The organism is Sphingomonas sp. T1, assembly GCF_902506585.1.
GTDB classification, from domain to species: domain Bacteria; phylum Pseudomonadota; class Alphaproteobacteria; order Sphingomonadales; family Sphingomonadaceae; genus Sphingomonas; species Sphingomonas aerolata.
Window position 1 is genome coordinate 3,604,221 of the sequence record NZ_LR733875.1, and the last position, 26,123, is coordinate 3,630,343.

Genomic DNA, 26,123 nt, shown 5'->3' on the forward strand with positions numbered 1-26,123 from the left:
ATCCGTGCGTCCGGGCGGAGCGGTCCTCGCTTCGCGGTGGCTCGCTCCGTCGGGGCGCACGGGCCGTACCCCGGGGGGGGGGCGCCACATCCGATCAAACCGGGACATCCGTCTCGCCTATGCCCATCTCGTCCATGGAATTCACAGCATCAGTGATCATCTCGTCGGTTAGGCACCCCCACTGTGCCTGGAAGGGCATAAGGATGAACTGAGCCTTTCCGCTATTCTCGCTCGTCGGCCCCAGCCGTTTGACCTTTTTGCCGCCCGGCTTCTTCCGAGTAACTTCCGCGTCGAACGCGCATGTCTCGCCAACGCTGTTGCCGGAGATCAATGCCAGCGCTTCACCACGGTTGGGTGCTTCTGCCGCGTAGCCGCTCCTTGGCACGTCACTGCCATGCGCGGTCCACGCTTCTGATATAAGGATCACGCCGTCCGCACGACACGCTGATGCGAACTTGGCCAACTCCCGCATCATCACATAGCGGCTTGCGCGGCTGGGATGATCCGTGCCGACAGTCTCAACGGTCTTCGTCCCGCGAAGCAGGAACGCCATGCTGCGATGATAACCATCCTTGGCCATGACGACCCGCGCATGTTCAAAGTATGCCTCCGCGACCTCGCGAAAGGTGGTAGCGTTTTTGAGCCGGGACCAGTCTGGACTTACGCCATACCGCTTAAATGATCTTTTCCGCGCCTTGTCTCTGTCGATCATCATGAAGCGATTTCGAAGGCGGACACCAACGGGCTGTCCGGTTGCTACAGATAGGTAGAGCGCCCGATCCATGGCGAGCTGCCCCATCGGCTCCGGCCGCGACTCCATGAGGCCGGGGGGCGCTGAAATGCCGTGACGCTGTAAAAGGTCTGCAATCAGATCGCAGAATTGGCCATCAACATGAGCTAGAGCTTCCAAGACTTCCGTGCCGGGAAGGGATGAGGCCACCCAGCGCCGCTCGATCAGGAGGGTCCCGTTCTCAATGACTTGGGGGACACGATACTTCTTGGGAATACCTTGCCATATAGCGATTGGCGAAGCGAATAGCTCGCTGGGTGACCATTCGGTCGCAGGGCCGGGAAGAAATCCCGCAATTAACTCAGCCCGGACCTGACTATGCGTCTCTAAATCGCCCTGCTTTTCAATAGTGTTTCTCGCATCTCGCGCCCACGTCATGATAGGATCGTTGCGCCACCGCTCCTGGTAAGACGCATACCAAGGTTCGAAGGCACGGAATGCCGCCTTGTTGCTCTGCAAGATGAAGGTGACGGTGCGCGAGGTCGTGATGCATTGCTGAAGCATGAGGAAGAACTTGGTCGGCTCGAAATAGGCGTCCGCGGCCTCGTTCCAGAGCCGTCGCATATCCAGCAGCCGCTTCATGACGTTGATGGCAGCTTCCACCGCCTGTTTTTCGAACTGTGACATCGGGACATGGTATGGGTGGGTGCCAGCGATGCCAACGCTTCGTAAGCCGACGAAACCGGAAAAGTGCTGAGGTCTTCGGTGTATCGTGGAGCGTTTGACGCCAGCTCCCCCGGTCGCAATCCCCGATCTGAGGGGAGGGGTTCTCCGCCGTGCGGTCATTCCGACAATCGACAGCAAGGCCGGGATCAGCGAAGCTCACTTGATGCCACCGGAAAGCCAATCTCGCGACAAGATCAACGCATCTATGCAGGCGACGATTGGTAACGCTCGTCGCCTTTACGAGGAGACGTATGACCTCGAATTCCGCACTCCAGCCGCCACCCGTTATTTCTTGCTGGTAATCGCGCAGGAAGAGACCGCAAAGGCCTTCCTTCTCTATTTAGTTCGGGACGGAATCGTGCCGCTGACCTCTGCAGTCCGGAAGGCAATCAACGACCACACCTGTAAGCACCTGATTGGCATAATCATGGATTACATGATTATGCACTGGGAGGAGTACGAGGAACTGAAAAGCATCATGGCTCGCGACGCCGAGCTAGGGGACCACTTTCCAGACGACATCGGGAGCGCGCTTAATATCCTTCGATACGAGAAGATCGGCCGCTGGGCCGCCAAGCATTGGGTGTGGGCGGAGGATCCGAATTACAATCGCGAAGTGCTCAAGGTCGCGAATGGTAAACGGGACCGGCGAAAGCAGGACGCGCTTTACGTTCGGATCGGCGCAACCGGGGAGCTGGCATCGACCCCAGCGACGATCACCGCAGTTGAGGTGACGGCCGAGTTAGAGCGAACCAGCAGGTATATCAATTTCACTGAAGCTCTGACGAAGACCGAAGACAAAAATGCGTTCGACAAGAACCGTTTCGTGAAGGTCATGGGCGCGCTCAATTTGCTATTCGACAAAAGTAATAGCCGCTCGCTGTAGCTTCGCGGCTCGATGACTGCGGCGGAGGGTGTCTCCGCCGTGATTGTCGCGCGAATGTCCGGGAATGGGCGCTACTTCCGCATCCGGCTCGGTACAAAGGTGGTTAGGCAACCCGGGTCCAGGACGTTGCTGGTCAGGCGTCAGTAGTTCCGGCTATGATCTGCTGGTGCGGGCGCGAGCGGCCAGTATTTGCCCGCTGCTGCGCCGTGGCGCTCGGTCGTGTCTAGTTTTCCGTTAAGGAGAGAAACGTTGAACGATGATGGTACTGTGGGTGACCCGCCTCAAGACACGCTGGATCACATCTGGGCTTCGTTCAGCCAGGCCGCGCTGGACGACATCGCCGGCGCGTACGCCGCGGCTCGTCGGCGGCCGTCGAACGATGCTCTTGACGCCATCGGCGCGGTCATCGGCAAGAGCCACAACGAGATCAGGCGCTATTTCGCTCGCGCCGCCAAGGCGCAGGGAAGCGACTTTATGAGCGAGCACCTTCTCGCCGGCGAGTAACCGGCGACGGCGAGCCGTTCCCCAAGGCTCGATCGACTGTCCTCAGGGCTGTCCGCTGCCCGAGACTCGGCGCTTGAATGGAAGGCCTATTGCGATTGACTCAATAAGCGCTAGGGTCATTGCGGGCTTATAGGCAGATTTTTTATCGTGCTTCGCGATACGTGAAACTATTGTCCGAGGGATTGCTCTGGACGTGCCTTAATGTGCAATCTTTATGCGCTATGGCTGCATACGAGTGCCTATAAGCCCACCGAGCGGACGTCGGGGGGAAGATGACAAGGTTGGAGATTCTGCGGACGGCTAAAAGCCTATCTGACGTGGCATATATTTTGGGCGTTACGCCGAAGGGGCTTGCTTACACCATCAGGATACAGCCACTCGCCAATCGCTATAGTTCCTTTACCATCCCGAAAAAAACCGGTGGTTCACGAAACATAGACGCCCCAGAAGTTGGTTTAAAGTTGGTTCAATCTCGACTGGCCGACGTCCTTCAGGACTGTATATCAGATATTGATAAAGAGCGCGGGTATCCCGAGAAGATTTCACATGGTTTCAGGCGAGGCCATTCGATAATAACCAACGCCAGGAACCATTCAAACAGAAGATTTGTTCTCAACGTAGATATAGCGGACTTCTTTCAGACCATAAATTTCGGCAGGGTCTTAGGCTATTTTCTGAAAAATAGAGATTTCTGTCTTGACAAAAATGCTGCGGTTACGCTCGCGCAAATCGCATGTCACAATAACGGTCTGCCTCAAGGCGCCCCCTCGTCCCCTGTGATATCAAATCTTATTACCCATATACTTGATATTAGACTTGCCAAAATAGCCAAGAATTATGGCTGTTATTATACAAGATATGCGGACGATCTTACATTCTCAACAAATCTCCGTGATTTTCCAGAAAAACTCGCTCGCTTAGATTCGGTGAGTGGAAAATGGATAGTTGGTCGCTCTTTAGAAAAGGCGATTACACAGTCAGGCTTCGCGCTAAATGCGTCGAAAACTCGCGTCCAGTTGAAGCAATCTCGTCAAGACGTCACAGGTATAGTTGTAAACGACGGCGTCAACGTTCGTCGAGAATACTATAAAAACGCACGCGCATATTGTGCCGAGCTTTTTAAAACTGGTAAGTTTTATATCAATGTAAAAGACATTGATGAAAATGGACAGGTATCACTCAAAAAAATTGACGGAACTCGGCAACAGCTGAAGGGAATACTGAGTTTTATTGATCAAGTTAAATCACATCGTCCAAAGATTACGCTTGAGAAAACAACTCCCGATAGGAAGGGCGTAAAGGGTTTTAACCTCCTATATAAGAGGTTTTTTTACTTCGATGCGTTCTTTGCAAACGATAAGCCAATGATATTGTGCGAAGGTAAGACCGATAATATCTATATTCAAAGTGCTGTCGCAGCAATGTTTAACAAATTCCCAACTTTGTCAGGTGAAAAAAACGGCAAAGCTGATTTTAAGTTTAAATTGTTCAACTACACCAAGACTTCTCTAAAGATTATAGGCATTGGGGGAGGCACTGGTCAGCTAAATGCTTTTATAAGTAATTATAAGTCAAACGTTGGAGACTTCAAATATAAGGGTGAAAAACACCCAGTCATCATAGTAATAGATAATGACTCGGGATCGTCTAGTATATACAAGACAATGAAGACGATTTTAAACATTGATGTAAAAGGCGATAAGCCGTTTTATTTTATGGGGGAAAATCTTTATATTGTTCCGACGCCGCGAGGCGTCAATGGCGAAGAAACTATGATTGAAAGTTTTTTGCCGCAAAAGTGGATAGACTATAAATTGAACGGCAAGAAGTTCAACATGAACAATAAGGGTCTTGATACTAAAGCTGAAATTGGTAAGGCCCTATTTGCAGAATATGTTGTAAAGAAGTTCAAAAAGGACATTAGCTTCGATAACTTCTCGCCACTTTTGGATAATATAACGTCGGCTATCAATGACTATTACGCAATGGTTGCAATCAAACCGTAACTATTTATCGTAAAGCAGGTCAGGCCGAACCTATTTTCATTGGGTTTACCTACCACGTGGCGCTGATCAGTTCCCACACGCCGTTAGACGCCCCCCCCCCTCCGTGCGGAGCAGATCGCGTTCGTTCGGCCGCAACTCCAAGGCAACCGTGAGACGACGTCAGTCGACCTGGCCGGTTGGCGGTCGGCCAATGCGTAGCATATCCAAACATCCTGGCGACGTCGCGACCCGCGGCGGACAGGTCGCGCGGTGATCCTTCCATCGACACCCGATCGGACGGCGCGCCCGACTACCTTATGCAGCGGAGGTCTGGAATGAAGATACTGCACGGCCACGAACTCGCCACGGCGATCCTCGATCTCTTCCGCGAACCCGGCCGCCTCCGCTGCGCGGTGGCGTTCTGGGGCTCGGAGCTGGGCGCGATCGCTCGCAAGAGGAAGGTCGAGGTCGTGCTCGACATCTCGATGGGCGGCACGTCGCGCAACGCGCTCAAGGCCCTGGGCCTGCGCAGGAAGAGCATGCCTCAGGCCGATGGGCGGGTGACCCTGCTCGACGGCCTGCACGCCAAGATCTTCGTCGGCACGCGCTATGCCGTCATCGGTTCCGCCAATGCCTCGCGACGGGCGCTTGGACGCGACGGCCTCGGGCCGAGCCTCCAGGAGGCGGGGGTTCTCTTCGATCGCGCGGAGGATCCTGACGGCTATGGCAAGCTGGAGGAGCTCTACGAACACTATCGCGGTCTCTCGCGGGCCATCCTCCCGGGCGATCTCGACCGCGCGCCCCGCGTCGCATCCAATCCGGCGGCGAGGGACTTCCAGGCCGGTCCGAAGTCCACCTCGGCGTCCGTGTTGAGCGCCCTGCTGGCCGATTTCGATCGCTTCTCCAGGACCTCCTTCATCTTCGGGGACCATCGCATCGAGCACTGGGACTGGGTCAAGGCCAAGGAGGCCTACGCGGATGAGGTCGGGGAGCCGCCCGAGGCCGCCGGTCGGACTCACATCTGCTCGGCGAAGGACGATCCGGATACGGACGGCGTCCTTCGCGATACAGCCCACGTGTTCGTGTACTGGTTTGGAAGCCCGTTGGGCGTCTCGGCCTATCACGATGTTGTGCGGATCGAGCACAGGGATGGCACCGTCAGCTATTTCGGCCGCCTTGGCTGGACGGCGGTGCGCAGCGCCCACCGCCTCCCCGCGGCGACGAAGGCGGACACGTGGCGCGCGGACTCAACGATCGCCGAGGCGATCGCGAACTCGGACGAGGATAAGGTCAAGGAGCGTTTCGTCGCCCTTTCCTCCGGCGACCTCTTCGAGTTGCTGGAGAGCAATTTCGCCGGGGATCTGTGATGCGCCCCATGCAAGTTGGGGGCGCACGTCCAGCGAGCGGGGAAGGCCGCCCGGGAGGTGGCGCCCAACCATGTGGAGGGGGGGTCCAAGAAGGTTGGCGAAGCCGGACTCGTGCCTGCCGCCCTTCTGGCGGTGCGCGGTACCGGGCGCGCTAGACCTGACGCTCCCGCGGAGGAACAGGCCAGCCTGGACAGGGGTCGGACCGTCAGGCGTCCTTCGGTGTAGCCATATCGAACCTGTTGATGTGCGGGCCCCCGGGGTCGGGCAAATCGCTGATGGCGGCGTGCCTGCCGGGGATCCTGCCGCCACTCGACCCCGCCGAGGCGCTCGAAGTGTCGATGGTCCAGTCCGTCGCAGGCACGCTGTCGGGGGGACGTCTGACCCGGACCCGGCCGTTTCGCAGCCCGCATCATTCGGCGTCGATGGCTGCGCTGACCGGGGGAGGCTTGAAGGTGAAACCCGGGGAGGTCAGCCTGGCGCATCTGGGTGTGCTGTTCCTCGACGAGTTGCCCGAGTTCCAGCGGGCGGTGCTCGATTCGCTGCGCCAGCCGCTCGAGACGGGAACGATCAGCGTTGCGCGCGCCAATGCGCATGTGACATTCCCCGCGCGCGTCCAGCTGATCGCGGCGATGAACCCGTGTCGTTGCGGTCATCTCGGCGATGCCGGCCTTGCCTGTGCGCGGGCACCGCGCTGTGCCGCGGACTATCAAGCGAAGGTGTCGGGGCCGCTGCTCGACCGAATCGACCTGCACATCGATGTGGCAGCGGTCACGGCGGCGGATCTCGTCCTGCCCCAGGCCGGCGAGGGATCGGCAGCGGTGGCGGCTCGAGTGGCGGTGGCGCGCCGAGTGCAGACCGAGCGCTATCGCGATCATCCCGTGCGGACGAATGCCGAAGCGGACGGTCCGTTGCTCGAGTCGGTCGCTACCCCCGATGCGCCGGGACAGCGTCTGCTCGTGCAGGCGGCAGAGGCGATGCGGCTGACCGCGCGGGGTTATACGCGAATACTGCGCGTCGCGCGGACGATCGCGGATCTGGCTGGCGCCGATCACGTAGCGCGGATCCATGTCGCGGAAGCGCTGAGCTATCGCCGCCGTCCGCCGACCAATTGACGCATGTTTTCACGTCTACAAGATACTTGATCTATGATAATAAGCTAGTACTACTCATTCTGTTAATTGTTGTAGATTAACAATGACCTCACCGAGTTTGGAGTGAGGTGGCGTCGCGCCGGTCCTTGTGCCCGTCCGGCCCCGACAGAGCGCGGTAAGGAGCGACAGTGACATTTATCGACCCCGCCCCATTCCGGGCTGCATTCCGCGCTCCAGCGGACGCGATCGCACCAGTCGAGACGGCGACCCGTGTGACGTGCGGTGCCTGTGGCACCGGCAGCATGCTCCCGTTCGATTTCACGATGGCGTTCCAGCCGATCGTCAACATCGCGACGGAGCGGGTCTGGGCCTATGAAGCGCTGGTTCGCGGCACCGACGGCGCGGGCGCGGGGGCGATCCTCGACAGGGTGTCGGGGGACATGATCTACGGGTTCGATCAGGCTTGCCGTGTGCGCGCGGTGGAGATGGCTGGCGCGCTGTTCACGCCGGGCGAGGACGTGAAGCTGTCGATCAATTTCATGCCTAACGCGGTCTATGAACCCAATGCCTGTATCCGGGCGACGCTGGGGGCAGCGGCGCGGGTCGGCTTCGACAAGCGCAACCTGATGTTCGAATTCACCGAGAACGAACGCATGCGCGACGTCCCGCATGTACGGCGGATCATCGAGGCGTACCGTGCGCAAGGGTTCGTGACCGCGATCGACGATTTCGGCGCGGGCTATGCGGGGCTGGGGCTGCTCGCCGAACTCAATCCCGATGTCATCAAGATCGACATGGCATTGATCCGCGGGATCGACGGGTCCGCCGTGAAGCGGGCGATCGTCGCCGCGGTCATCGCGTTGTGCGACGAACTTGGCATCATCCCGATCGCCGAGGGGATCGAGACTTCGGGCGAACTGGCGGCGTTGCGCGCGCTCGGGGTGCGGTTGTGCCAGGGCTACCTGATCGCGCGTCCCGCGATTGCGCGCCTTCCGGTCCCCTTCGCGGACGCCGCACAGGTGGTCCACGCCTGACGGTCCGGTGCGGCCCGGGCGCGGTACCGGGCTGCGCCGATCCGCGTCGCCGCGGCGATGTCGTGACCGCCGGCGGAACGTCGCTGCGCACGGCGGGTTTAGCCGGCGTAACGATCAATATGATCCAGGGGGATTTGCGGTGACCATCTCGGATGTCCGTGCGACGCAACTCGCACGTCTCGGCTTCGCCGCGCGCGGGCTGGTCTATTGTCTGGTGGCCTGGTTTGCGGTCGATGCCGCAATGCGCGGCGGGACGATCGCCGACAATCAGGGTGCGATCGGATCGCTGGCGGACGAGCAGCTAGGCGCCGTCCTGCTGGCCGTCATTGCCGCGGGTCTGCTCGGCTATGCGGTGTGGCGGCTGACCGAAGCGATCGCCGATCCGGAGCAGATCATGCGCGACGCCAAGGGCGCCTTGACCCGGATCGGGCACGTCGTCAGCGGGATCGCTCACCTCATCCTTGCCTGGAGTGCGGCACGTCTCGCCTGGCAACCAAGGACGGGCGGCGGCGGGCAGTCCCCGGGTGACGAGAGCGCCCGCGACTGGACAGGCTGGCTGCTGTCGGTGCCGTTCGGACGCGTGCTGGTTGCCGTGGTCGCAATCGGTATCCTCACCGCGGCGGTGATGCAGGCGAAGAAGGCTTGGAAGGGCGATTTCGTCAAGGACCTGCACAATGACGGCTCGCTGCCTTCCTATGTCTGCACGATGGGGCGGCTGGGCTATGGCGCCCGCGCAGTCGTCTTCACGATTATCGCCGGCTTCTTTGCGGTCGCGGCATGGCAGGCGCACGCCACCGAAGCCGGCGGCATGGCCGACGCGCTGGCGATGCTGCAGGACCAGCCGGGGGGCAAATGGCTGTTGGCCGCGACGGGCGTCGGGCTGGGATTGTTCGGCGTCTACAGCTTTGTCGAAGCGCGCTTTCGCCGCGTTCAGGTTCGTCTGCCTGGCTGAACGTCGCAGCCTAAGGCGCGGAAATAGCGCGTGATCTCATGCGTTCGCTTGTGCACGTGAGACATCTTGGGCAGGTTGAGCCGATGAAACGCCTCCTGCCGCTGCTGCTGCTCACCGTCTCGGCCACTACCGCCGCCATCGCCGCTGATCCACGGCCGCCCATCCTGTCGCCGGACCGGATCAAGGCGGACGTCAAGACACTGAGCGCGGATGCATTCCACGGGCGCGGGCCTACCCAAGCGGGTGAGGCGGTCACGCTCGAATTCCTCGAGCGACGCTTCAAGCAACTCGGGCTGAAACCCATTGCCGGCGCCAGCTATCGGCAGCGTGTGCCCCTGCTGCGCTGGACCCGCGATGCCGCAACCTTCACGCTGCATCTCGGCGATCAGTCGGTGCCATTACGGCCGGGGATCGAGATCGCGGCATCGTCGCGGATCGTCGGCACGACCGCGCTCGATCATGCCGATATCGTGTTTGTCGGCTATGGCGTGGTCGAGCCGAAGCTCGGCTATGATCCGTATCGCGGGGTCGATGTGCGCGGCAAGATCGTCATCGCCCTTGCCGGCGATCCCGATGTCGAGGCGGGACGCGACCTGGGATTCGGCGGACGCGCCTCGAGCCCTGCTGCACGAACCAAGCTCATCGAGGCGCAAAAGCGTGGCGCTGCGGCGTTCCTGACGATCCACGAGACGTTCCCAGCCAGCTATCCCTGGCTGCAGATCGCGAACGGCGACGCGGTACCGGGCTATGCGCTCGACACGGGGACGGTGCCTGCGGCGTTCGGACTGCGCGGCAATCTGCGCAACGACATCGGAATCCGTCTGCTGCGGCAGGCGGGCATGGATTATGCCACGGTAAAGGCTGCCGCACAGCGCGCAGACTTTGCCGCGATCACGTTGAAGGGGGCGACCCTGTCGGCGCGCGTCGAAACGCGGATGGAACATGTCGCGAGCCACAATGTCGTCGGCGTTCTTCCGGGCACCGATTCCGCGGCGGGCAGCATTCTCTATGGCGCGCATTGGGATGCCTATGGGGAGAACGCGTTCGATCCGCCCGCGGACCGGATCCGCAACGGCGCGATCGACAACGGGACCGGCACCGCGACGCTGCTCGAGATCGCGCACGCCTATGCGGGCGCCGCCCGGCCGCGGCGGTCCGTCGTGTTCGCGCTGTGGACTGCGGAAGAAAAGGGACTGCTCGGCGCAAGCTGGTATGCCGACCACCCGGTCCTGCCGCTCGCGACGACCGCAGCACAGTTCAATCTCGACCCGCATGTCGTGCTGGGGCGGACGCGCGATCTCGAGCTGATCGGCGTCGGGCGAACGCCGATGGAGCGCGATCTCGAGCGGGTTGCGGCGGCGCAGGGGCTGCGGATCGTGCCCGAGGAAAATACCGAGGCGGGCTGGTATTACCGCTCGGACCATTACGCGCTCGCGCAGAAGGGCGTGCCGGGGGTGTATTTCCGCGCGGGCCGCGATCTTGTGACGGGCGGGGCGAAGGCGGGTGAAGCAAGGCGCGATCGGTTCAACGCACGATGCTATCACCAGACGTGCGACGAATTCGACGCACGCTGGGACATGACCGGCGCCGCGCAGGAGGGCAGCGTCGCCTATGCGCTGGGCCGCGAGGTCGCCGAGGGGACGGCATGGCCGGTCTGGAACGCGTCCGAGCCGTTCGCGGCGGAGCGCGACACGACTCGGGCGGCGCGCAAATGACGGGTACGGCCGCGCCCAGGCCGAAGGGGGCGTTGGGCCCTGTGATATTCGGCGAGGCGGCGGGAAATATCGCGTCGTCCGGGCTTTATTCAGGCTAGGGCGATATTGCCCGTGCGACGCAGGACGCGATCGCTATAGGGACGCTATGCAAAGCCTTTCAAAGACAAAGACGAACGCCCCCTGGTTCGGCACGATGCTGAGCGGTGCCGCGGTGGTGGCCCTGTTGCTCCCGGTCGACGCCGTTTCGGCCCGAGCGCCGCAGGAGCAGCTGGTGCCGCCGCAACTGTTCCAGACCCAGCCGCAAAGGCCCGTCGCCCCATCGGCCCCGCCGGCCAGCCAGCCTGCGCTTCCGGCGCAGGCGATGACGCCGCGCATGGCGGTGCCGCCGGTGGTGCCTACCGTTCGCATGCCGGTGCTGTCCGTTGCCCAGGTCAAACAGCTGCAGAAGCTGCTTGCGTCGGACACGATGGGGCAGGGGCTTGCCCTCGCGCGGCCGGCGCTGGTGCTCGACGTCGACAACGACACATTGGTCCGCGAAGCGCTCGACCATGCCCGCGCGGTGCATGCCGGGCGTTTGTCCGAGGCAGACTTCCAGCGTGACTGGGGCATGCGCCCGCCCGCCTTCGATCCGCTGCCGGGCTTTGCCGATGCGGTGAAGCGTGACCGGATCGCCGCGTGGTTCGCCGCGTTGCCGCCGCCCTATTCAGGGTATGACGGGCTCAAGGCCGGGCTCGAGCGCTATCGCGCGATCGCGGCGGCGGGCGGTTGGTCCATGCTGGCGAGTGGCCCGGATATGACGATCGGCGCGACGGGCCCACGCGTGACCGCGCTGCGCCAGCGCCTTGCGATCGAGGACAAGGACGTATCGGCCGGCGGCGACAGGTTCGACGCTGCGCTGCTCGAGGGGGTACGTCGCGCGCAGCGGCGCTACGGACTCAATCCGAGCGGGATCGTGTCGGGGCAGACGCTGGGTGCGCTGAACGTCTCGGCGACCGATCGCGTCCGCCAGATCATGGCGAACATGGAGCGCTGGCGCTGGCTGCCGCAGGAGCTGCCCAAGGATCGCATCCAGGTGAACATCGCCGCCGCGGTCCTGACGGTATTCGACGGCGACCGGCCGATCACTTCGATGCGCGCGGTCACCGGGCGCCCCGGCGACGAGACGCCAATGTTGACCTCGACGATCCACAGCGTCGTGATCAACCCGCCCTGGAACGTCCCGACCTCGATCGCGACGCGCGAACTGTGGCCGAAGGAAAAGGCCAATCCGGGATACCTGAAGCGCAACGGCTTCAAGGTGATTGGCGGCACGCGGCTGCAGCAGGCCGCCGGTACGCAGAGCGCGCTGGGGCGGTACAAGTTCGATTTCGACAATCCCTATTCGGTGTATCTGCACGACACCCCGTCACGCGCGAAGTTTGCGAGCTTCAGCCGTCTGGCGAGCCACGGGTGCGTCCGGCTCGAAAAGCCCGCCGAACTTGCCAACCTCCTGCTCGCGGGTGATCCGCAATGGACCCCCGAGATGGTCGCGGCGACGGTCGACAAGGGCACGACGGTGCGGGCGCGGCTCAGCAAGCCGGTGTCGGTCTATCTCCTCTATTGGACGGCATTCGCCAGTGGTAACGGCCAGATGAACTTCCGCGCGGATCCCTATAGCTGGGATTCGACACTCGCCTCCAAGATCGAGGCGCGGTCGGCGGCGCAGGCGATGGCAGCACGATGAGGGACATGACCATGACGACCAAGACACATGCGATCCGCTTCGCGCTCGGCGCGAGCCTATTGGCGACCGCGCTCGGCGGCTGTTCCCCGTCCGAGCCGGACACCGCACCCGTGACCGAAAACAGCGCGTATGAGGAAGAGGCCCCGGCTGAAGCCGAGGCGCCGGCGGTGGTCGAGGAAGCGCCTGCGCCCGCCCCTGCAGAGGTGAAAGCCGAGGCACCGCCCGCTCCGGAAATCGCGCCGGACGTTCAGATGCAGGACGATGCCGATGCGACGGGCATGACTGCGCGCGTCCGCCGCGACGGCAGCAGCGCGAACGAACCCGCCGATGACATGCCCGCCACGAACGAGATGGAGCCGCAGTGAGGCTGATGCCGACCGGCGCCTATCAGCGCCGTATCCCGGCCGTGCTGGCGGCGCTGGCCACGCTGGTTCTGCCCATGTCGTCTGCGGTCTCGACGGCGTCGCCCGCCGGGGTGGCGAGCCGCGCCGCGCCGGTTCCGCTGGTGGCGATTCCCGGGACGGCGATGGCGGTTCCGGCTTTGGCTGAACCCGTGCTCGCCGCGCCATCGCCCGCGGCGGCGCGGACGGTGTCGGCCATCCTGATCGATGCGCGCGACGGCAGGGTATTATATGCCCAAGGGGCCAATCTGGTCCGTCGACCCGCGTCGCTGACCAAGATGATGACGTTGTTCCTGGCGTTTGACGCGCTCGACGCGAACAAGCTGCAACTGTCCGACACCGTCAAATTCTCACGCGCTGCGGCAAACCAGCCGCCGTCACGGCTCGGTCTGCGACCCGGTGCCGGGCTGACGGTCGGCGAAGCGATCCGGGCGATCGCGGTGAGTTCGGCCAATGACGTGGCGGTAGCGCTTTCCGAAAAACTGGGTGGCAGCGAAGCCGGCTTCGCGCGGCGGATGACTGCGAAGGCGCGGACGCTCGGCATGCGGCGGACGTCGTTCACCAACGTCACCGGATTGCCCGGCGCGAATCTCACGACCGCGACTGACATGGCCATGTTGTCCAAGGCACTGATCGACCAGCATGCGGATCGCTATGCCTATTTCAGCACCCGGTCGTTTCGCTGGGCTGGACGGCAGTTGCAGAACCACAATCACATGCTCGGCGCCTTTGACGGGCTCGACGGCATCAAGACCGGCTATACGGTCGAGGCCGGGTTCAATCTGGCGGCATCGGCCAAGCGCGGCAACCGCCGACTGATCGCCGTCGTCCTGGGTGAGCGAACCGCGCGCTCACGCGATCGGCTCGTTGCACAGATCCTTGAGCGTGGCTTCAACGGCGGCGAGGGCGCCCCGAGCTAATCCGTTGCGGCACAAGCCAGGGCACCCCGTACGCCACGGCGCACAGGGTGCCTGATTGGCGCGGGCGCGTCAGGTGCGTTCGATCAACTCGATCTCGGCCTCGACCTCGATCTCCTCATCCTCGCCGCCGTGCGTGCCGTCATCCTCTGGGATGATCAGGTCGACGGTCCAGTCATAGACCTTCTCGCGGTTTTCGCCCTGTACCCAGACGCGCACTGCGCCCTTGGTGATTTCTCCACCCATCTGCCCGACAAAGTCGGAGATGAGTGTCTCGGCGGCATCCTCGTGATCGGTCGCGCCGGAGATGCACGCGGACTGCATCTCCTCCTCAAAGTCGATCAGCTGTGCCCAATATTGTTTCGCCATGTGTCGGTCCTGTTCGTGGGGCGCTGCGTGCGCCGGGTCAGCGTGCGATACCGCCCGCCGGGGTCGAGACCGGAGCGATTTGCCCCGACGCCGGGATCAACGCCAGTGCCGTCTTGTAGCAATCCTCGATATGCGCGTTGCCGACCAGCTTCATCGCCCCGAAGCTGATCGTGGCTGCGAAGGCAGAACCGACGAACGGTACGTATTTGGCAAGCGATCCCGCCGCGACCCGCGCACCGACGCGCCGCAGCAGCGCCGCCACGACCCGCTTGGTGACCATGCGCCCGATCACATTGTTGCCCATGCTCGACGCCATCACGAGCACCTGCTGCGCGAGATGCGGCTCGAGCTTTTGCACCTGCTCGTGATCGAGCTGGAACATTTCGCTGATCTTCGGCAGCAGGGTCGTCAACAGGCCGACATCGGCGACCAGGTCGACGCCCGGGATCGGTACGACCGCGGCGCCCGCCGACATCAAGGATCGCCGGGTGACAAGCGACCGGCTTTCGGCGCGGACCCGCTCCAGATCTTCGAGCCGTGTAATCATCGATGTCGATCTTTCCAAATGGTTGAATTGCGGCGCGATACCACAGGCTTTGCAACTGCGCGACGTGGCATGTTCGCTGCCGGGTGCAGGCTGCCGTACCGGGCCGATGCGGAGATATAACCAACTTGGCATATTCAATTGACCGGCTGGGGTGGATGTCGGACTATAGGATCGCATTTGGGGCCGTCGGCACGCACGACTGACGGGGCGGCGCGCGAAGTCACATCGATGCGCGCCTCGACGTTCCGGGGAGGGAGCAAGCCGTGGATTTCTCGGATTTCGAGCCGCATGCCGGTGGCGGGGTGACTGCGGAGGAACGCGCGGTGCGGCTCGGCCCAAGCCTGTCGGGCACCAATCTCGAACGGGCTGGCGACTATAACCAGCGCGTCGTGCTCCAGGTCATCCGTCGAAATCCGGACATCACCCGGACCGAGATCGCGACGATGACCAACCTCACCGCGCCGACGATCGCGAATATCACGGGGCGCCTGTTCGAGGCTGATCTCGTCGTCGATGCCGGGCGCCGCAAGGGCGGACGCGGCCAGCCGGCGGTGCGGTTGCGGATCAACCCCGATGGATGCTTCGCGATCGGGTTGAACATCGACCGTGATCACGTCACGCTCGTATCGCTCGATCTGGCGGGGCAGGTCCGGTCCCGGTTCACACAGCAGATCGCGTTCGCGATGCCCGACGACATCATTGGTATCGTCGGCAAGGAGATTGCCGAGATCCGGCGATCGGACGTGTTGCGCGCCGACCGGATCCTCGGCGTCGGCGTGGCACTGCCCGACGATCTGGGGCAGGTGGCGTTGCCGCATCGTCCGGCGGGCTATGAATGCTGGGGTGCTGTCGACCTCCAGGCACTGCTCGCCGGTGTCGTTCCCTGGTCGGTCCATATCGATAATGACGCGGCGGCGGCGGCGATCGGCGAGGCGCAGTTCGGTGGCGGGCTCGACCATGCGAGCTTCTTCTACATTCTGGTCAGCGCAGGGCTTGGGGGCGGGGTCGTCATCGACGGATCCTATTACCGCGGCGCCGACGCGCGGAGCGGCGAACTCGGCTTTCTGCCGCTGACGGGTATGCCGGGACAGGTGCTTCAGGACGTGGTGTCCTTGTCCGCGCTCGCCGCGCGGCTTGAACAGGCTGGCTTGACCACGCCGTTCGACCCGGCGCTGGACGTTGCCGAACAGTTCGGTGCGACACTTGATGCATGGGTCGACGAGTGCGCAAGCGCCCTCGTGCCCGCGCTGACCGCCGTCAACTGCCTGATCAATCCGGCCGCGGTGCTGATCGGCGGACGCCTGCCCGATACGGTGCTCGACCGACTGGCGGCGGAAACGGCCTGCAAGCTGCTCGCGGCAGCGCCGACGATCCCGGCGCGTGCACCGATCCGGCGCGCCACACTGTCGCGTGATGCACCTGCCGTCGGCGCTGCGATCCTGCCGTTTCTCGACCGGATCCTGCCGTCGGACGCCATCCTGATCAAGGGCTGATTGTTAAAGCAAATTGACTTTATCTTTCTCACGGGCAGGGTGCCGGAAAATCAAAGTCAGAGAGAGATGCAGTGATCCAGATCGGTATCGACGTCGGCGGCACGAAGATCGAGGCAGCGGCCCTCGACGCCAACGGTCAGTTTCTCGCCCGCGTGCGCAGCCCGAACCCGGGAAATTACGACGGCGCCATCCGGACGATCGGCGAGCTGATCGCCAGAGCCGAGAGCGAGGCGGGCGCCATGGGCTCGATCGGCGTCGGCACGCCCGGGTCGATCAGTCCGCGCGACGGGCTGATGCGCAACTCGAACGCGACCTTCCTCAATGGCCGCGCTTTCCGCGAGGATCTGGAGACTGCGCTGGGCCGTCAGGTTCGGATGGCCAATGACGCAAACTGCATGGCACTGTCCGAAGCGGTCGACGGCGCGGCAGCCGGCGCGCGGTCCGCCTTTGCGGTGATCGTCGGGACCGGCGTCGGAGGCGGGCTGGTCGTCGACGGGCACATCGTCGAGGGCGCGAACGGCATGGGCGGCGAATGGGGCCATGTCCCGCTTCCGTGGATGACCGCGGCGGAATATCCCGGTCCGTCCTGCTGGTGCGGACAAAGCGGGTGCCTCGACATGCTGATATCGGGGACCGGTTTCCGGCAGGATCATGCCGCCCGGTCCGGGCAGATGCTCGACGGCGCCGCGATCGTCGAGGCCGCGCGACTCGGCGAAGCCGACGCGGTCGCATCGCTCGACGCCTATGTCGATCGGCTTGGACGCGCGCTGGCAATGATCGCCAATATCGTCGACCCGGATGTCTTCGTGTTTGGCGGCGGCATGTCGAATGTCGAGGCGATCTACGCCCGGCTTCCCGCGGTGATCGATCGCTACAGCTTCGGTGGCGACTGGAAGGGGCAGGTGGTGCCGGCCCGTTGGGGTGATTCCTCAGGCGTGCGCGGCGCAGCGCGGTTGTGGCCGCGCTGAGCCTCCTGCGTCGGAGCCCGCGAGGCGCCTAGCCGGCTGACCGGCGGTGCGCCGTCATCCGGCTAGGGTGCGGTTAAATAGAGCGATGACCGCGTTCAGCGTCTGGGTGAACAGGGCGGGATCATAGCGTGGTCCCTCGTCACGCAGAAACGCGTGCTGGCCGTTGACCTCGAGCCAGCCATAATTGGCGCCGACCGCCTCCAGCCGTGCGCGGATCGTCTCGCGCGCGGCAAACGGGACATGCGGGTCCTGCCGCCCCCAGATGAACAGCGTTTCCGCCTTCAGCTCCTCCATGCGCGCCAGACTGTCATCCTGCTTGCCTTCACCCAGCGTGCCGCTGTGGATGTCGGTCGCGTAAAAGCACGCCGCTGCTGCGACGCGGGGATCGAGTGCGGCGCGGTAGGCAAGATGTCCCCCCAGGCAGACGCCCATCGTCGCGAGCCGCCCGGTACAGGCGGGGTGCATGGCGAGGCCGTCGAGCGCCGCGACCGCATCCGCATCGAAGGCGTGAACCGGTTTCGTGACCTTCAGCGCGTTGCCGCGATCGGTGCCGGCCACGTCGTAGCGCAGCACCGTCCCGGGTCGCTCATACTCATGATAGACCTCGGGCACCGCGACACAGAAGCCGTGGCCGGCGACATAGGCGGCGAGTCGGCGGATCGGATCCGTGACCTGGTAGATTTCCGAGAACAGTAGAACGCCGGGATAGCGTCCCTCGACCGCGGGGCGGAACAGGTGCGTGCGCATGACGCCGCCTGGTGACGGCATGGCATCATCCGAAGGAGTGCCGCTGGCGATGCGAGGGATATCGATGAATTCGTCGCTGCGGATGATCATGGGGTAGGGGGCTGTCCTGCGGGGGAATGGGGGATGGTCAGCACGCTCTGTGCGCCGACCGGATCGGCGCTTCTGACGTCGAAGCTGCCACCGAGCTGTCGCGCTAGCGTGGTGGCGATCTTCAGACCGAGGCTCGTCGAGCCGCGCATATCGAATCCCTCGGGCAATCCGGCGCCGTCGTCGGTCACGCAGAGTTGCAACCCCGTGGTGGTCTGGACGAGATCGACCCGGATGCTGCCATGATCGCGTCCCACCAGTCCATGCTCGATGGCGTTGGCGATCGCCTCCGCCATGATCAGCGCAACGGGGATCAGCGCGTCGGGGGGGAGCATGACGCCGGGCGGTGCTGAAACGGAGTGGACGATACCGGGATTGCCGCCCGCCTCGATCACGTCGGCAGTCAGTTGATGAAGGAACTGGTCGAGCGCGATCAGCGATCCGCTGGTATCGTAGAGCTGCCGCTGGATCCGGCCGATCAGCGTGATCTTGGTCGCTGCATTGTCGAGCGCGAGAGCCGCGGCAGGGTCGGCGATACCGCGCTTCTGCAACGCGAGGACGGCCCCGATCATCTGGAGATTATTCGATACGCGGTGCTGCAATTCGCGGAACAGCACCTCTGTCCGATCAGCCAGCAGCCCGCTGCGCAGCGCAAGGTCGGCGTTGCGTTCGCGCTCGTCGCGCAGCCGGTGATTGGTCTGCTGCATCCAGTGGACCAGCGCGATGTCGACGGCAGCGACTGCGGCATAGAAGAGCAGTGCTACCGCGGTATCGACGCCGAGTGTGAACCCTTGGCGTGGCGCGATGAAATAATACCAGGCCAGCACACCGCACAACAGTGCAGCCGCTGAACCGGGACCGCGCCCGAGCAGGAAGGACGATATGATGACCGCCGGGAAGAAGGTCAGGAACGGAAAACCGGGCGGCAGCAGGTGATCGACGCCGATCCGGATCGCGCAGGCGGCGATGGAGAGGGCGACCGCAACGCCGTACGCGATGGCGCGGCGATCCCATAGCAGCGGCAGACGTTCGAGGAAACGGAGTGGGGTGGCGGTCACACGAGTGTCGTAACAGCGTAGCCCGCCGCTTCCAAATCTTGGATGCGGCGGGTGACACTCTGCGCGGCGATCAACGGGGTTTGACGAACTTGAGCGTCATCCGGTCGCTTTCGCCGATCGCGGCATAGCGCGCGCGGTCGACATCGCCCTCGGCGTAATTGGGCGGCAGGGTCCACACGCCCTTGGGATAGTCATGCGTATCCTTCGGGTTCGCATTGACCGCACTCTCGCCTGCCAGCTTGAATCCTGCCTTGGTGGCATAGGCGATGACCGACGACCGCTTCATATAGCCGCTCTTGCCTTCCTCGATCTTGCCCGACGCTTCGGGCAAATGGTGTTCGACAAGGCCAAGCGTGCCGCCGGGCTTGAGCATCGCGAACATCTGGTCGAACGCGGCCTGGGTCTGATCGGCGGCCCCGAACCGCCAGTTGTGCACGTTGCGGAAGGTCAGCACGACGTCCGCCGAGCCTGCGGGAACGGTCGGCTGGCCGGCGACTGCCGGGAACATGGCATAGCGCAGCGCGCGATAGGCTTCGGGCATCGCCTGGCGCTTGGCCCGGACAGCTGCGAGACCCTTCTCGCTCGGCGCAGCGGCATAAAGCGTGCCGCGGGCCGCGAGATAGGGCGCAAGGATCTCGGTATACCAGCCGCCGCTGGGCCAGATCTCGACGACCGTGTCACCAGGCTTCACACCGAAAAACGCCAGCGTCTGGGCGGGGTGGCGGAAAGCGTCGCGCGCGATCGTCGCGGGCGTTCGCGTCCCGGCTTTGGTCGCCGCGACGAGAGCGGCGCTCGGCGCAGGATCGGGTGCGGCATATGCCGCTGTGGCGGCCGACAGACCGGCAGCGATAACCAAGGCAAGGCGCGTCATAGGACCTCCAGTCAGAAGCCAGCAACATAGCGCCCTAATCTGACGGGCCGCAACCCGCGTACAGTCTCGGTTTCCCGTGACTATTTGCGAGGAGGCGCGACGACCAGCAGGTGAGGTTTAAACTAAGGATGCGCCGGGCCGACGACACTTTCGCCGGCCCGGCCTCGGCATCAGTCCGCGCGGGGCTGAGCCGGCGTGAACCCGCCATCCTCGTCCATCACGCGCAGAATGCCGTCGTCGATCGCAAACACCGCGCCGCGGATCTCGAGATCGCCGGCAGCCTCTGCATCGCGGACGAACGGGAAGGTCCGCAGATTTTCAATCGACGTCCGAACGGCAGCCTGCTCCATCGCCTCGCGAGCCTCTTCAGACTTCAGATCGGCATGATCCTTGGCGACGGACTCGCGTGCGCCGTCGAGCAGATGCACCCAGTCACTGATGAAGCCACCCTGGCCGCGCTCTGCCTTGTCGAACGTGCCTGCGAGCGCCGCCTTGCAGCCGCCGCACTGGCCATGGCCGAGCACGACGATCTCAGCGACCTTGAGCTGCGTGACCGCAAATTCCACCGCGGCAGAAACGCCGTGATAGCCGCCACCCGTCTCGAACGGCGGAACAAGGTTGGCGACGTTGCGGACGACGAACATCTCACCAGGCAACGTGTCGAAGATCTGCGCGGGTTCGACCCGGCTGTCCGAACAGGCGATCACCATGACGCGCGGTTCCTGTCCGACTTTCAATTTCTCCCAACGGTCATGCTGGCGGCGCCAGTCAGACGTCCGAAACCGCTGGTATCCATCTACAAGATCGGCAAAATCAGTCATTGTGTATCGTCTCCCGGGATACGGCCAAAACGGCCAATTTCAGAAACCCCTTGTCATGCGAGCGGTTCCCCGGGAAGCCCGCAACACTGCCGATCCTGCGATAGGGCGAGCGATCTGCCCCGCGAGTGGCGCAGGTGCGGGGGAATCGTAGGCACGCCCCCCACACGGATGAATTGCGCGACCATGGGGTTGGTCAGGCCCTATGCCATGGGCAGGGGCCCCGGCGCCGTGGACAGGGCGCTGCCGCGCGCAGCATCTCGCAACGCGGATGTTCCGCGCTCGCCTGATCAGCGCTTACGCTAGGGGTGGTAGCGCCATTCGCTGTGCGCAAACCGCATGGCTCGTTGAACGCCCCAAATATCCTACTTTGGTATGGAATGTTGCCCTTATTTGCAGTTCGCCAGCGAATACTACTCGAGCCTAAGTGAGTATTCGATCCGCTGCGGTCGGCCCAGGCGTCGGCTTCCGTGGTCATGATGCGCTAGCGCCTGTCAGTAAGCGCGGGTAAGTCCCTCGAAAGGTGAAAGAGTGTGCCTTTGATCCGCGCCTCACACCATCTTTGGAGGCGGGGAGTATATTGGCAAATTGATGCGCTGACGCGTCTTGCCTTGTCGAACGGACTTGGCCCGGGTCTCGCTGGCGTCAGGTCCGCAGCCACGGGGCAACCGCCGGACTGGAATGCGTTCCTCCCAGAATTGGTAATAAAAAGGTAATTTTCACATTAGATTCGGAAAATGGATTTGATATAGGTAGCGGCGCCTAGACATCGACCTGGCTACCAAAAGAATACCGGGCGATTCGCGGGATTTACGGGTGCAGGCATGGGCTGCATCGGGATGGCGCGATGGCGCCTATGAAAAGGGGCTTTGACCAATGGTTTTTCCTAAGCAGATGTTGCTCGCATCCACCGCCGTGATCGCCAGCGCGATCGCCGGGCTGATCGCGCCTGCGGGCGCACAGACCGCGCCGTCATCGGCCCCGCCAGCCGCTGCCGAGCAGCCCGCATCCGCGCAGACCCCCCCCACGCAGGCCGCCCCCTCGGGGGACGCGGACAGCGACATCGTCGTCACCGGTATCCGCGGCAGCCTGCGCAGCGCGATCGCGGTCAAGCGCGAGGCCAATGCCGTGGTCGACGTGATCAGCGCCGAAGCGATCGGCAAGTTTCCCGACCGCAACGTCGCCGAATCGCTGTCGCACATCCCCGGCGTGAGCATCGATCGGCGCTTCGGCGAGGGCGAGAAGGTCGCCATCCTTGGTACCGATCCCGCGCTGAACAGGATGCTGCTCGATGGTCATGCGCTCGCGTCGGCGGATTGGGGCGGCAACGACAATGACCCGTCGAGCCGCACCTTCAACTATTCGTTGCTCGCGCCCGAACTCGTCGACCGGCTGGAGGTGTACAAGTCGCCCGAGCCGCGGATCGAGGAGGGGAGCCTCGGGGGCACCGTCATCGTCCGCACCCGCCGGCCGCTCGAGCTCAAGGCCAATTCGATCTTCGCGTCGGGCGGCTATTCGTACAACGACCGTTCGGACAAGGGCAATGTTCGCGGCTCGGGGCTGTACAGCTGGAAGAATGATGCGGAGACGTTCGGTGTGCTGGTCGCCGCGACCTATGACAAGCAGAGCCTGACGCGCGCCGGCGTGGAATTCTTCGGCTATGACAATGCCGCGGCGAATGCGGACGGCACCTATAACAGCCCGTTCGTCAACCGCGCGCAGGACGGCACGCTCAGCCTGAAAAGCCCGGGTGCGACCATCACCGGCGGAACGATTGCGGATCTCTACAAGGCCGCGTCGCCGTTCGGCATCAACTATGCCTATTTCCAGCAGACGCGCGAGCGCAAGAGCGTGTCCGGCACCGTGCAGTACCGCCCCAGCTCGGAGCTGACGCTGACGCTCAACGGCCTTCACATCAATGGCAATTACGACAATTACAGCCAGTCGATGTACACCATCCCCGGGGCATGGACGGGCAACGTGCTGCAGTCGGCCAATATCAGCAACGGGGTCGTCAACGCCGCGACCTTCGGTGCTGCCACGAGTCAGAGTGCACAGCTCGACACGCTCGTCCGCAAGACCAAGCTGACCACTGACAATCTGAACCTGTTTGCGGATTGGGAAGGCGATGACGGCGCCAAGGTGTCGTTCGCGGGTGGCTGGAGCCGGGCGAGGGGCGGGCGCAATCCCGAATATCTGTTCAACGTTCAGACCAGGCTGCCATTCAGCTATGCCTTCACCAACGATACGGCGACGGTCAATTTCACCGGCGATCCGACCAACCCTGCAAACTACTTCACCAACCCGAACAACAATCCGGCACAGATCGAGGGCAGCCCGGTGCTGGTCGGCGGCACGCAGCTGAACGCGGCGCAGATCGGCGGGCTCGATTACAGCGTGACGACCGATCGCGACATCTTCGGCGGCTATGATGCGACGATCCCGGTGTCGTTCGGGCCGTTCACGCAGCTGATGCTCGGCGCACGCGTCACCGACCATGTCAACCGCATCAACGGTCGCGGCATCAACACCTATCTCACCACGTCGCAGCTTGCATCGCAGCTCAACGTGCCGACCGCGTCGACTCCGGACGGCACATTCAGCGGCAGCGGCGGGTTGGGCAACGCGACGCAGTATCTGAACCTGTCCGAACAGTCGGTGATCGACATCCTGGCGAATGCGATCAATTCGCCGCTGATCCGCAAGATCGGCGCGTCAACCCGGGTCAAGGAAACCGTCGCGGCGAGCTATGCGCAGCTCAATTTCGAACAGAGCGGCTTTCGCGGCAATATCGGCGGCCGGCTGGTCTATACCAAGGACGTTTCGGACTACGCGCTGACGCTGTCGACGGCGGCCAACCCCAACCCCGTGCCGACCCCGACGACCACATCGACCGACTATCTGAAGTTCCTGCCGAGCTTCAATATCGCCTATGAGGCGAGTTCGTCGCTCATCTTCCGCGGTGCGGTCGCCAAGGTGATCTCGCGGCCACGCTATCAGGATCTGGCGGCATCGATCTCGCAAAACGATACGACGCGCGATGCGGGTGGCGGCAATCCCAATCTGAAGCCGTATGAGTCGACCAATTACGAGCTGACCGCGGAATTCTACCCGCGTCCGGGCAGCCTGCTCGCGGTCGAGGCCTTCCGTCGCGACATCAGCAACTACATCATCACGACCCGGACCGAGGGGGTGACGCTGTTCAATTCGCTGACCGGGCGGCTGGAGAACAATTACAGCGTTTCGCAGCCGATCAACGGCGGCAAGGCGAAGGTGAACGGGATCCTCGTTTCCGGGCAGAGCGAGATCTGGGGCGGGTTCGGGCTCCAGGCGAATTATACCTATCAGGACAGCACGACCTCCTCGACCGACGCGTCGGGCGCCGATCTCAACCTTCCCTATCTGTCGAAGCACACCGTCAACGTGATCCCCTATTTCGAAAGCGGACCGTTCCAGGCGCGGTTGAGCTACAATTACCGGACGAAGTATTTCCGCACGATTGGCCGTCTCGGCTCGCGCGAAATGGTCGCCGCGTATAACCAGCTCGATCTGTCGGCAGGGTTCAATCTGACCAAGCAGGTCACGCTGTCGCTCAACGCGCAGAACCTGCTCGACGAGACCTATCGCCAGTATAACGCGACGCCCGATCGGCCCACGGCCTTCTACAAGAACGGGCGGACCTATGTCGCGTCGCTGTCCTTCCGCCTGTAGGTCTGGCGGCCGCTAGATAGGCCGCGTCTAGTTTCGCTCGCCCAGAGACCGCCTGTCTGCAGACGGCTCTGTGGCGAGCGGGCGTTCATGGCTTAACGGGGTGGCGTGGCGCGCCGGAGCGGCAACGCCGCCTTTGCTGGACCTCTATGAAGAAGCCGACCGCCACCCGGGTCGCTGTTTAGCCAAGGGCCGCACGATCGCCGGACGTGCCAGACTCTTTGGACAGTTGGAGATAGGCGGGGTCGAACGCGGCCAGATCGACCAGCGCCGGCCAGTCGTGGATCGTCAGGCGTCGGGCCTCGAGCGACAGCAAGCCGTCACGGCGCAGCTCTTGAAGCGCACGATTGGTGTGGATGGACGTCAGCGCACAGGCATCCCCCAGATGAAACTGGGTCAACGGCAGCGCACAGCTGCCGTTTTGTACGAGCCCAACCCGGTCCATTCGCAGATATAGCTCGCACAACAGATGTGCGATTCGCTGTTTGGCACTGCGTTGCCCGACATTGAGCGTCCAGGCGCGCTGGATCGCGGCGGCGGTCAGCGATTCCCACCACAGGGCCTGCGTCAGGGGCGGGTGGTCGATCGCAAGCCCGGCCAGCATCGGGGCATCGACCACCGCAACGCGTGCAGGGGTGATCGCGGCGATCGTCTGGTCCATCCCCGCCAGCAGGAAGACGTCGAAGTCACAGACATCGCCCGGAAGATAAAAGGCGACGATCCGGCGGCGGCCATCGACGAGCATCGTGTAGCGGCACGCCCAGCCGTCAAGCAGGACATGGATCCCGCTTGGCTGCATCCCCCGGTCGAGCAACACCGTTCGTCCGGAAATCGGCCCGGCCTTGGCCGCAAGCAACGTGTTAAGCGCGACCTCCTCGGCAGCCGACAGGGGATGCCGGTCGCGCAGCTTCCGGACGAGCTTGTCCGCCGCGGTACTCCGCGTCGCAAAAGACGTGCGTGGGCCTGAGGTGCTGCCGGGGCGATGTTCGGATAAGACGCTGGTCATCAAGTAGGAACGAGAACGCCTCTGCGGGGGATGACCGGGGAAGTGTGTGATGCGCTCGGCTCACCGTTCGAATCGCTCGACTTATGGAATATCCTGATCCCGCTCAGTGGCAACGCAGTTGGATCGCGTCGTTCCGTCGGCCGGCTCGTACACTTATCACTGACCGGACCCTGTTCCGCGCCGTTGGGGGCGCAGAACGCGCCAGTTCGCAAAAATTGCCATAAAAGTGAAATTTGCGTTTGACGGGATTGTGGGAGGGCCCTAGAGGGGTGTCACCGCAGCGAACGGCCACACGGTCTGGTTGCTGAGGTCGCAAACAACCAGATGCTCCAAGCCTTCCGCGAGGGAGGTTATGCGAGTGTCGGTATTTTTGTCGGCTATTTGACATTGTAGGTTTAGATGAAGGGACATGTGGGCGGC

General features: G+C 63.1%; 21 protein-coding genes and 1 pseudogene. 14 read left to right on the plus strand and 8 right to left on the minus strand.

The genetic code is table 11. The features are described from left to right. Nucleotides 1–94: 94 nt before the first annotated feature. A complete protein-coding gene (locus tag GV027_RS16570) occupies nt 95–1,417 on the minus strand; it encodes a hypothetical protein (RefSeq protein ID WP_159512513.1) in 1,323 nt (440 codons plus the stop codon). A gap of 85 nt (nt 1,418–1,502) precedes the next feature. On the opposite strand from GV027_RS16570, the gene GV027_RS16575 reads away from it, so the two are divergent. The 11 genes and pseudogenes from GV027_RS16575 to GV027_RS16625 all read left to right on the plus strand — a co-directional run bounded on the left by GV027_RS16575 (nt 1,503) and on the right by GV027_RS16625 (nt 14,034). Further along, the gene (locus tag GV027_RS16575) at nt 1,503–2,342 is read left to right on the plus strand and encodes an AbiV family abortive infection protein (RefSeq protein WP_159512514.1); all 840 of its coding nucleotides are present in this window, start codon (nt 1,503–1,505) and stop codon (nt 2,340–2,342) included. Nucleotides 2,343–2,591: 249 nt separating this feature from the next. Then, nucleotides 2,592–2,846: a hypothetical protein gene (locus GV027_RS16580; protein ID WP_159512515.1), complete on the plus strand. Its 255-nt coding sequence runs from the start codon at nt 2,592–2,594 to the stop codon at nt 2,844–2,846. Nucleotides 2,847–3,118: 272 nt separating this feature from the next. Continuing rightward, nucleotides 3,119–4,852: a retron Ec67 family RNA-directed DNA polymerase/endonuclease gene (locus tag GV027_RS16585; protein WP_268893571.1), complete on the plus strand. Its 1,734-nt coding sequence runs from the start codon at nt 3,119–3,121 to the stop codon at nt 4,850–4,852. Nucleotides 4,853–5,166: 314 nt separating this feature from the next. Continuing rightward, entirely contained in the window at nt 5,167–6,198 is a 1,032-nt protein-coding gene (locus GV027_RS16590; protein WP_159512517.1) for a phospholipase D family protein, read from the plus strand. A gap of 233 nt (nt 6,199–6,431) precedes the next feature. After that, nucleotides 6,432–7,310: pseudogene (locus GV027_RS16595) on the plus strand (YifB family Mg chelatase-like AAA ATPase); the annotation flags it as partial. Nucleotides 7,311–7,477: 167 nt separating this feature from the next. Beyond that, the gene (locus GV027_RS16600) at nt 7,478–8,323 is read left to right on the plus strand and encodes an EAL domain-containing protein (RefSeq protein WP_328799483.1); all 846 of its coding nucleotides are present in this window, start codon (nt 7,478–7,480) and stop codon (nt 8,321–8,323) included. Between the two features lie 139 nt (nt 8,324–8,462). After that, nucleotides 8,463–9,275, plus strand: a complete 813-nt coding sequence (locus tag GV027_RS16605; RefSeq protein WP_031441669.1) for a DUF1206 domain-containing protein — start codon at nt 8,463–8,465, stop codon at nt 9,273–9,275. A gap of 83 nt (nt 9,276–9,358) precedes the next feature. Further along, nucleotides 9,359–10,990: a M28 family peptidase gene (locus GV027_RS16610; RefSeq protein WP_159512518.1), complete on the plus strand. Its 1,632-nt coding sequence runs from the start codon at nt 9,359–9,361 to the stop codon at nt 10,988–10,990. 145 nt (nt 10,991–11,135) lie between these two features. Further along, nucleotides 11,136–12,713, plus strand: a complete 1,578-nt coding sequence (locus tag GV027_RS16615) for a L,D-transpeptidase family protein (RefSeq protein WP_236559269.1) — start codon at nt 11,136–11,138, stop codon at nt 12,711–12,713. 11 nt (nt 12,714–12,724) lie between these two features. Further along, nucleotides 12,725–13,078 (plus strand): hypothetical protein, encoded by a 354-nt coding sequence (locus GV027_RS16620; protein ID WP_201302635.1) that lies wholly within the window; start codon nt 12,725–12,727, stop codon nt 13,076–13,078. A 5-nt stretch (nt 13,079–13,083) separates the two neighbouring features. Next, nucleotides 13,084–14,034: a D-alanyl-D-alanine carboxypeptidase family protein gene (locus GV027_RS16625; protein ID WP_236559354.1), complete on the plus strand. Its 951-nt coding sequence runs from the start codon at nt 13,084–13,086 to the stop codon at nt 14,032–14,034. Nucleotides 14,035–14,103: 69 nt separating this feature from the next. On the opposite strand, the gene GV027_RS16630 is transcribed toward GV027_RS16625, so the two are convergent. Both GV027_RS16630 and GV027_RS16635 read right to left on the minus strand, forming a co-directional pair. Further along, complete coding sequence (locus GV027_RS16630) at nt 14,104–14,400, minus strand: hypothetical protein (RefSeq protein WP_031393817.1); 297 nt, start codon at nt 14,398–14,400, stop codon at nt 14,104–14,106. A gap of 37 nt (nt 14,401–14,437) precedes the next feature. Then, complete coding sequence (locus GV027_RS16635) at nt 14,438–14,947, minus strand: hypothetical protein (protein ID WP_159512519.1); 510 nt, start codon at nt 14,945–14,947, stop codon at nt 14,438–14,440. A gap of 263 nt (nt 14,948–15,210) precedes the next feature. Here GV027_RS16635 and GV027_RS16640 point away from each other — a divergent pair, with 263 nt between their 5' ends. Next, nucleotides 15,211–16,440 (plus strand): ROK family transcriptional regulator, encoded by a 1,230-nt coding sequence (locus GV027_RS16640; RefSeq protein WP_159512520.1) that lies wholly within the window; start codon nt 15,211–15,213, stop codon nt 16,438–16,440. A 71-nt stretch (nt 16,441–16,511) separates the two neighbouring features. Then, nucleotides 16,512–17,408: an ROK family protein gene (locus tag GV027_RS16645; RefSeq protein WP_159512521.1), complete on the plus strand. Its 897-nt coding sequence runs from the start codon at nt 16,512–16,514 to the stop codon at nt 17,406–17,408. A 54-nt stretch (nt 17,409–17,462) separates the two neighbouring features. On the opposite strand, the gene GV027_RS16650 is transcribed toward GV027_RS16645, so the two are convergent. The 4 genes from GV027_RS16650 to GV027_RS16665 all read right to left on the minus strand — a co-directional run bounded on the left by GV027_RS16650 (nt 17,463) and on the right by GV027_RS16665 (nt 20,992). Next, entirely contained in the window at nt 17,463–18,155 is a 693-nt protein-coding gene (locus GV027_RS16650; protein WP_236559270.1) for a dienelactone hydrolase family protein, read from the minus strand. An 86-nt stretch (nt 18,156–18,241) separates the two neighbouring features. Further along, a complete protein-coding gene (locus tag GV027_RS16655; protein ID WP_159512523.1) occupies nt 18,242–19,300 on the minus strand; it encodes a sensor histidine kinase in 1,059 nt (352 codons plus the stop codon). Nucleotides 19,301–19,370: 70 nt separating this feature from the next. Then, nucleotides 19,371–20,171: a class I SAM-dependent methyltransferase gene (locus tag GV027_RS16660; protein WP_159512524.1), complete on the minus strand. Its 801-nt coding sequence runs from the start codon at nt 20,169–20,171 to the stop codon at nt 19,371–19,373. Between the two features lie 170 nt (nt 20,172–20,341). Further along, nucleotides 20,342–20,992: a carbonic anhydrase gene (locus tag GV027_RS16665; RefSeq protein WP_159512525.1), complete on the minus strand. Its 651-nt coding sequence runs from the start codon at nt 20,990–20,992 to the stop codon at nt 20,342–20,344. 873 nt (nt 20,993–21,865) lie between these two features. On the opposite strand from GV027_RS16665, the gene GV027_RS16670 reads away from it, so the two are divergent. Beyond that, a complete protein-coding gene (locus GV027_RS16670; RefSeq protein ID WP_236559271.1) occupies nt 21,866–24,700 on the plus strand; it encodes a TonB-dependent receptor in 2,835 nt (944 codons plus the stop codon). A gap of 178 nt (nt 24,701–24,878) precedes the next feature. Here GV027_RS16670 and GV027_RS16675 read toward each other — a convergent pair whose 3' ends face one another. Next, nucleotides 24,879–25,703, minus strand: coding sequence for a Crp/Fnr family transcriptional regulator (locus tag GV027_RS16675; RefSeq protein ID WP_159512526.1), 825 nt, complete (start codon nt 25,701–25,703; stop codon nt 24,879–24,881). Between the last annotated feature and the right edge of the window lie 420 nt (nt 25,704–26,123).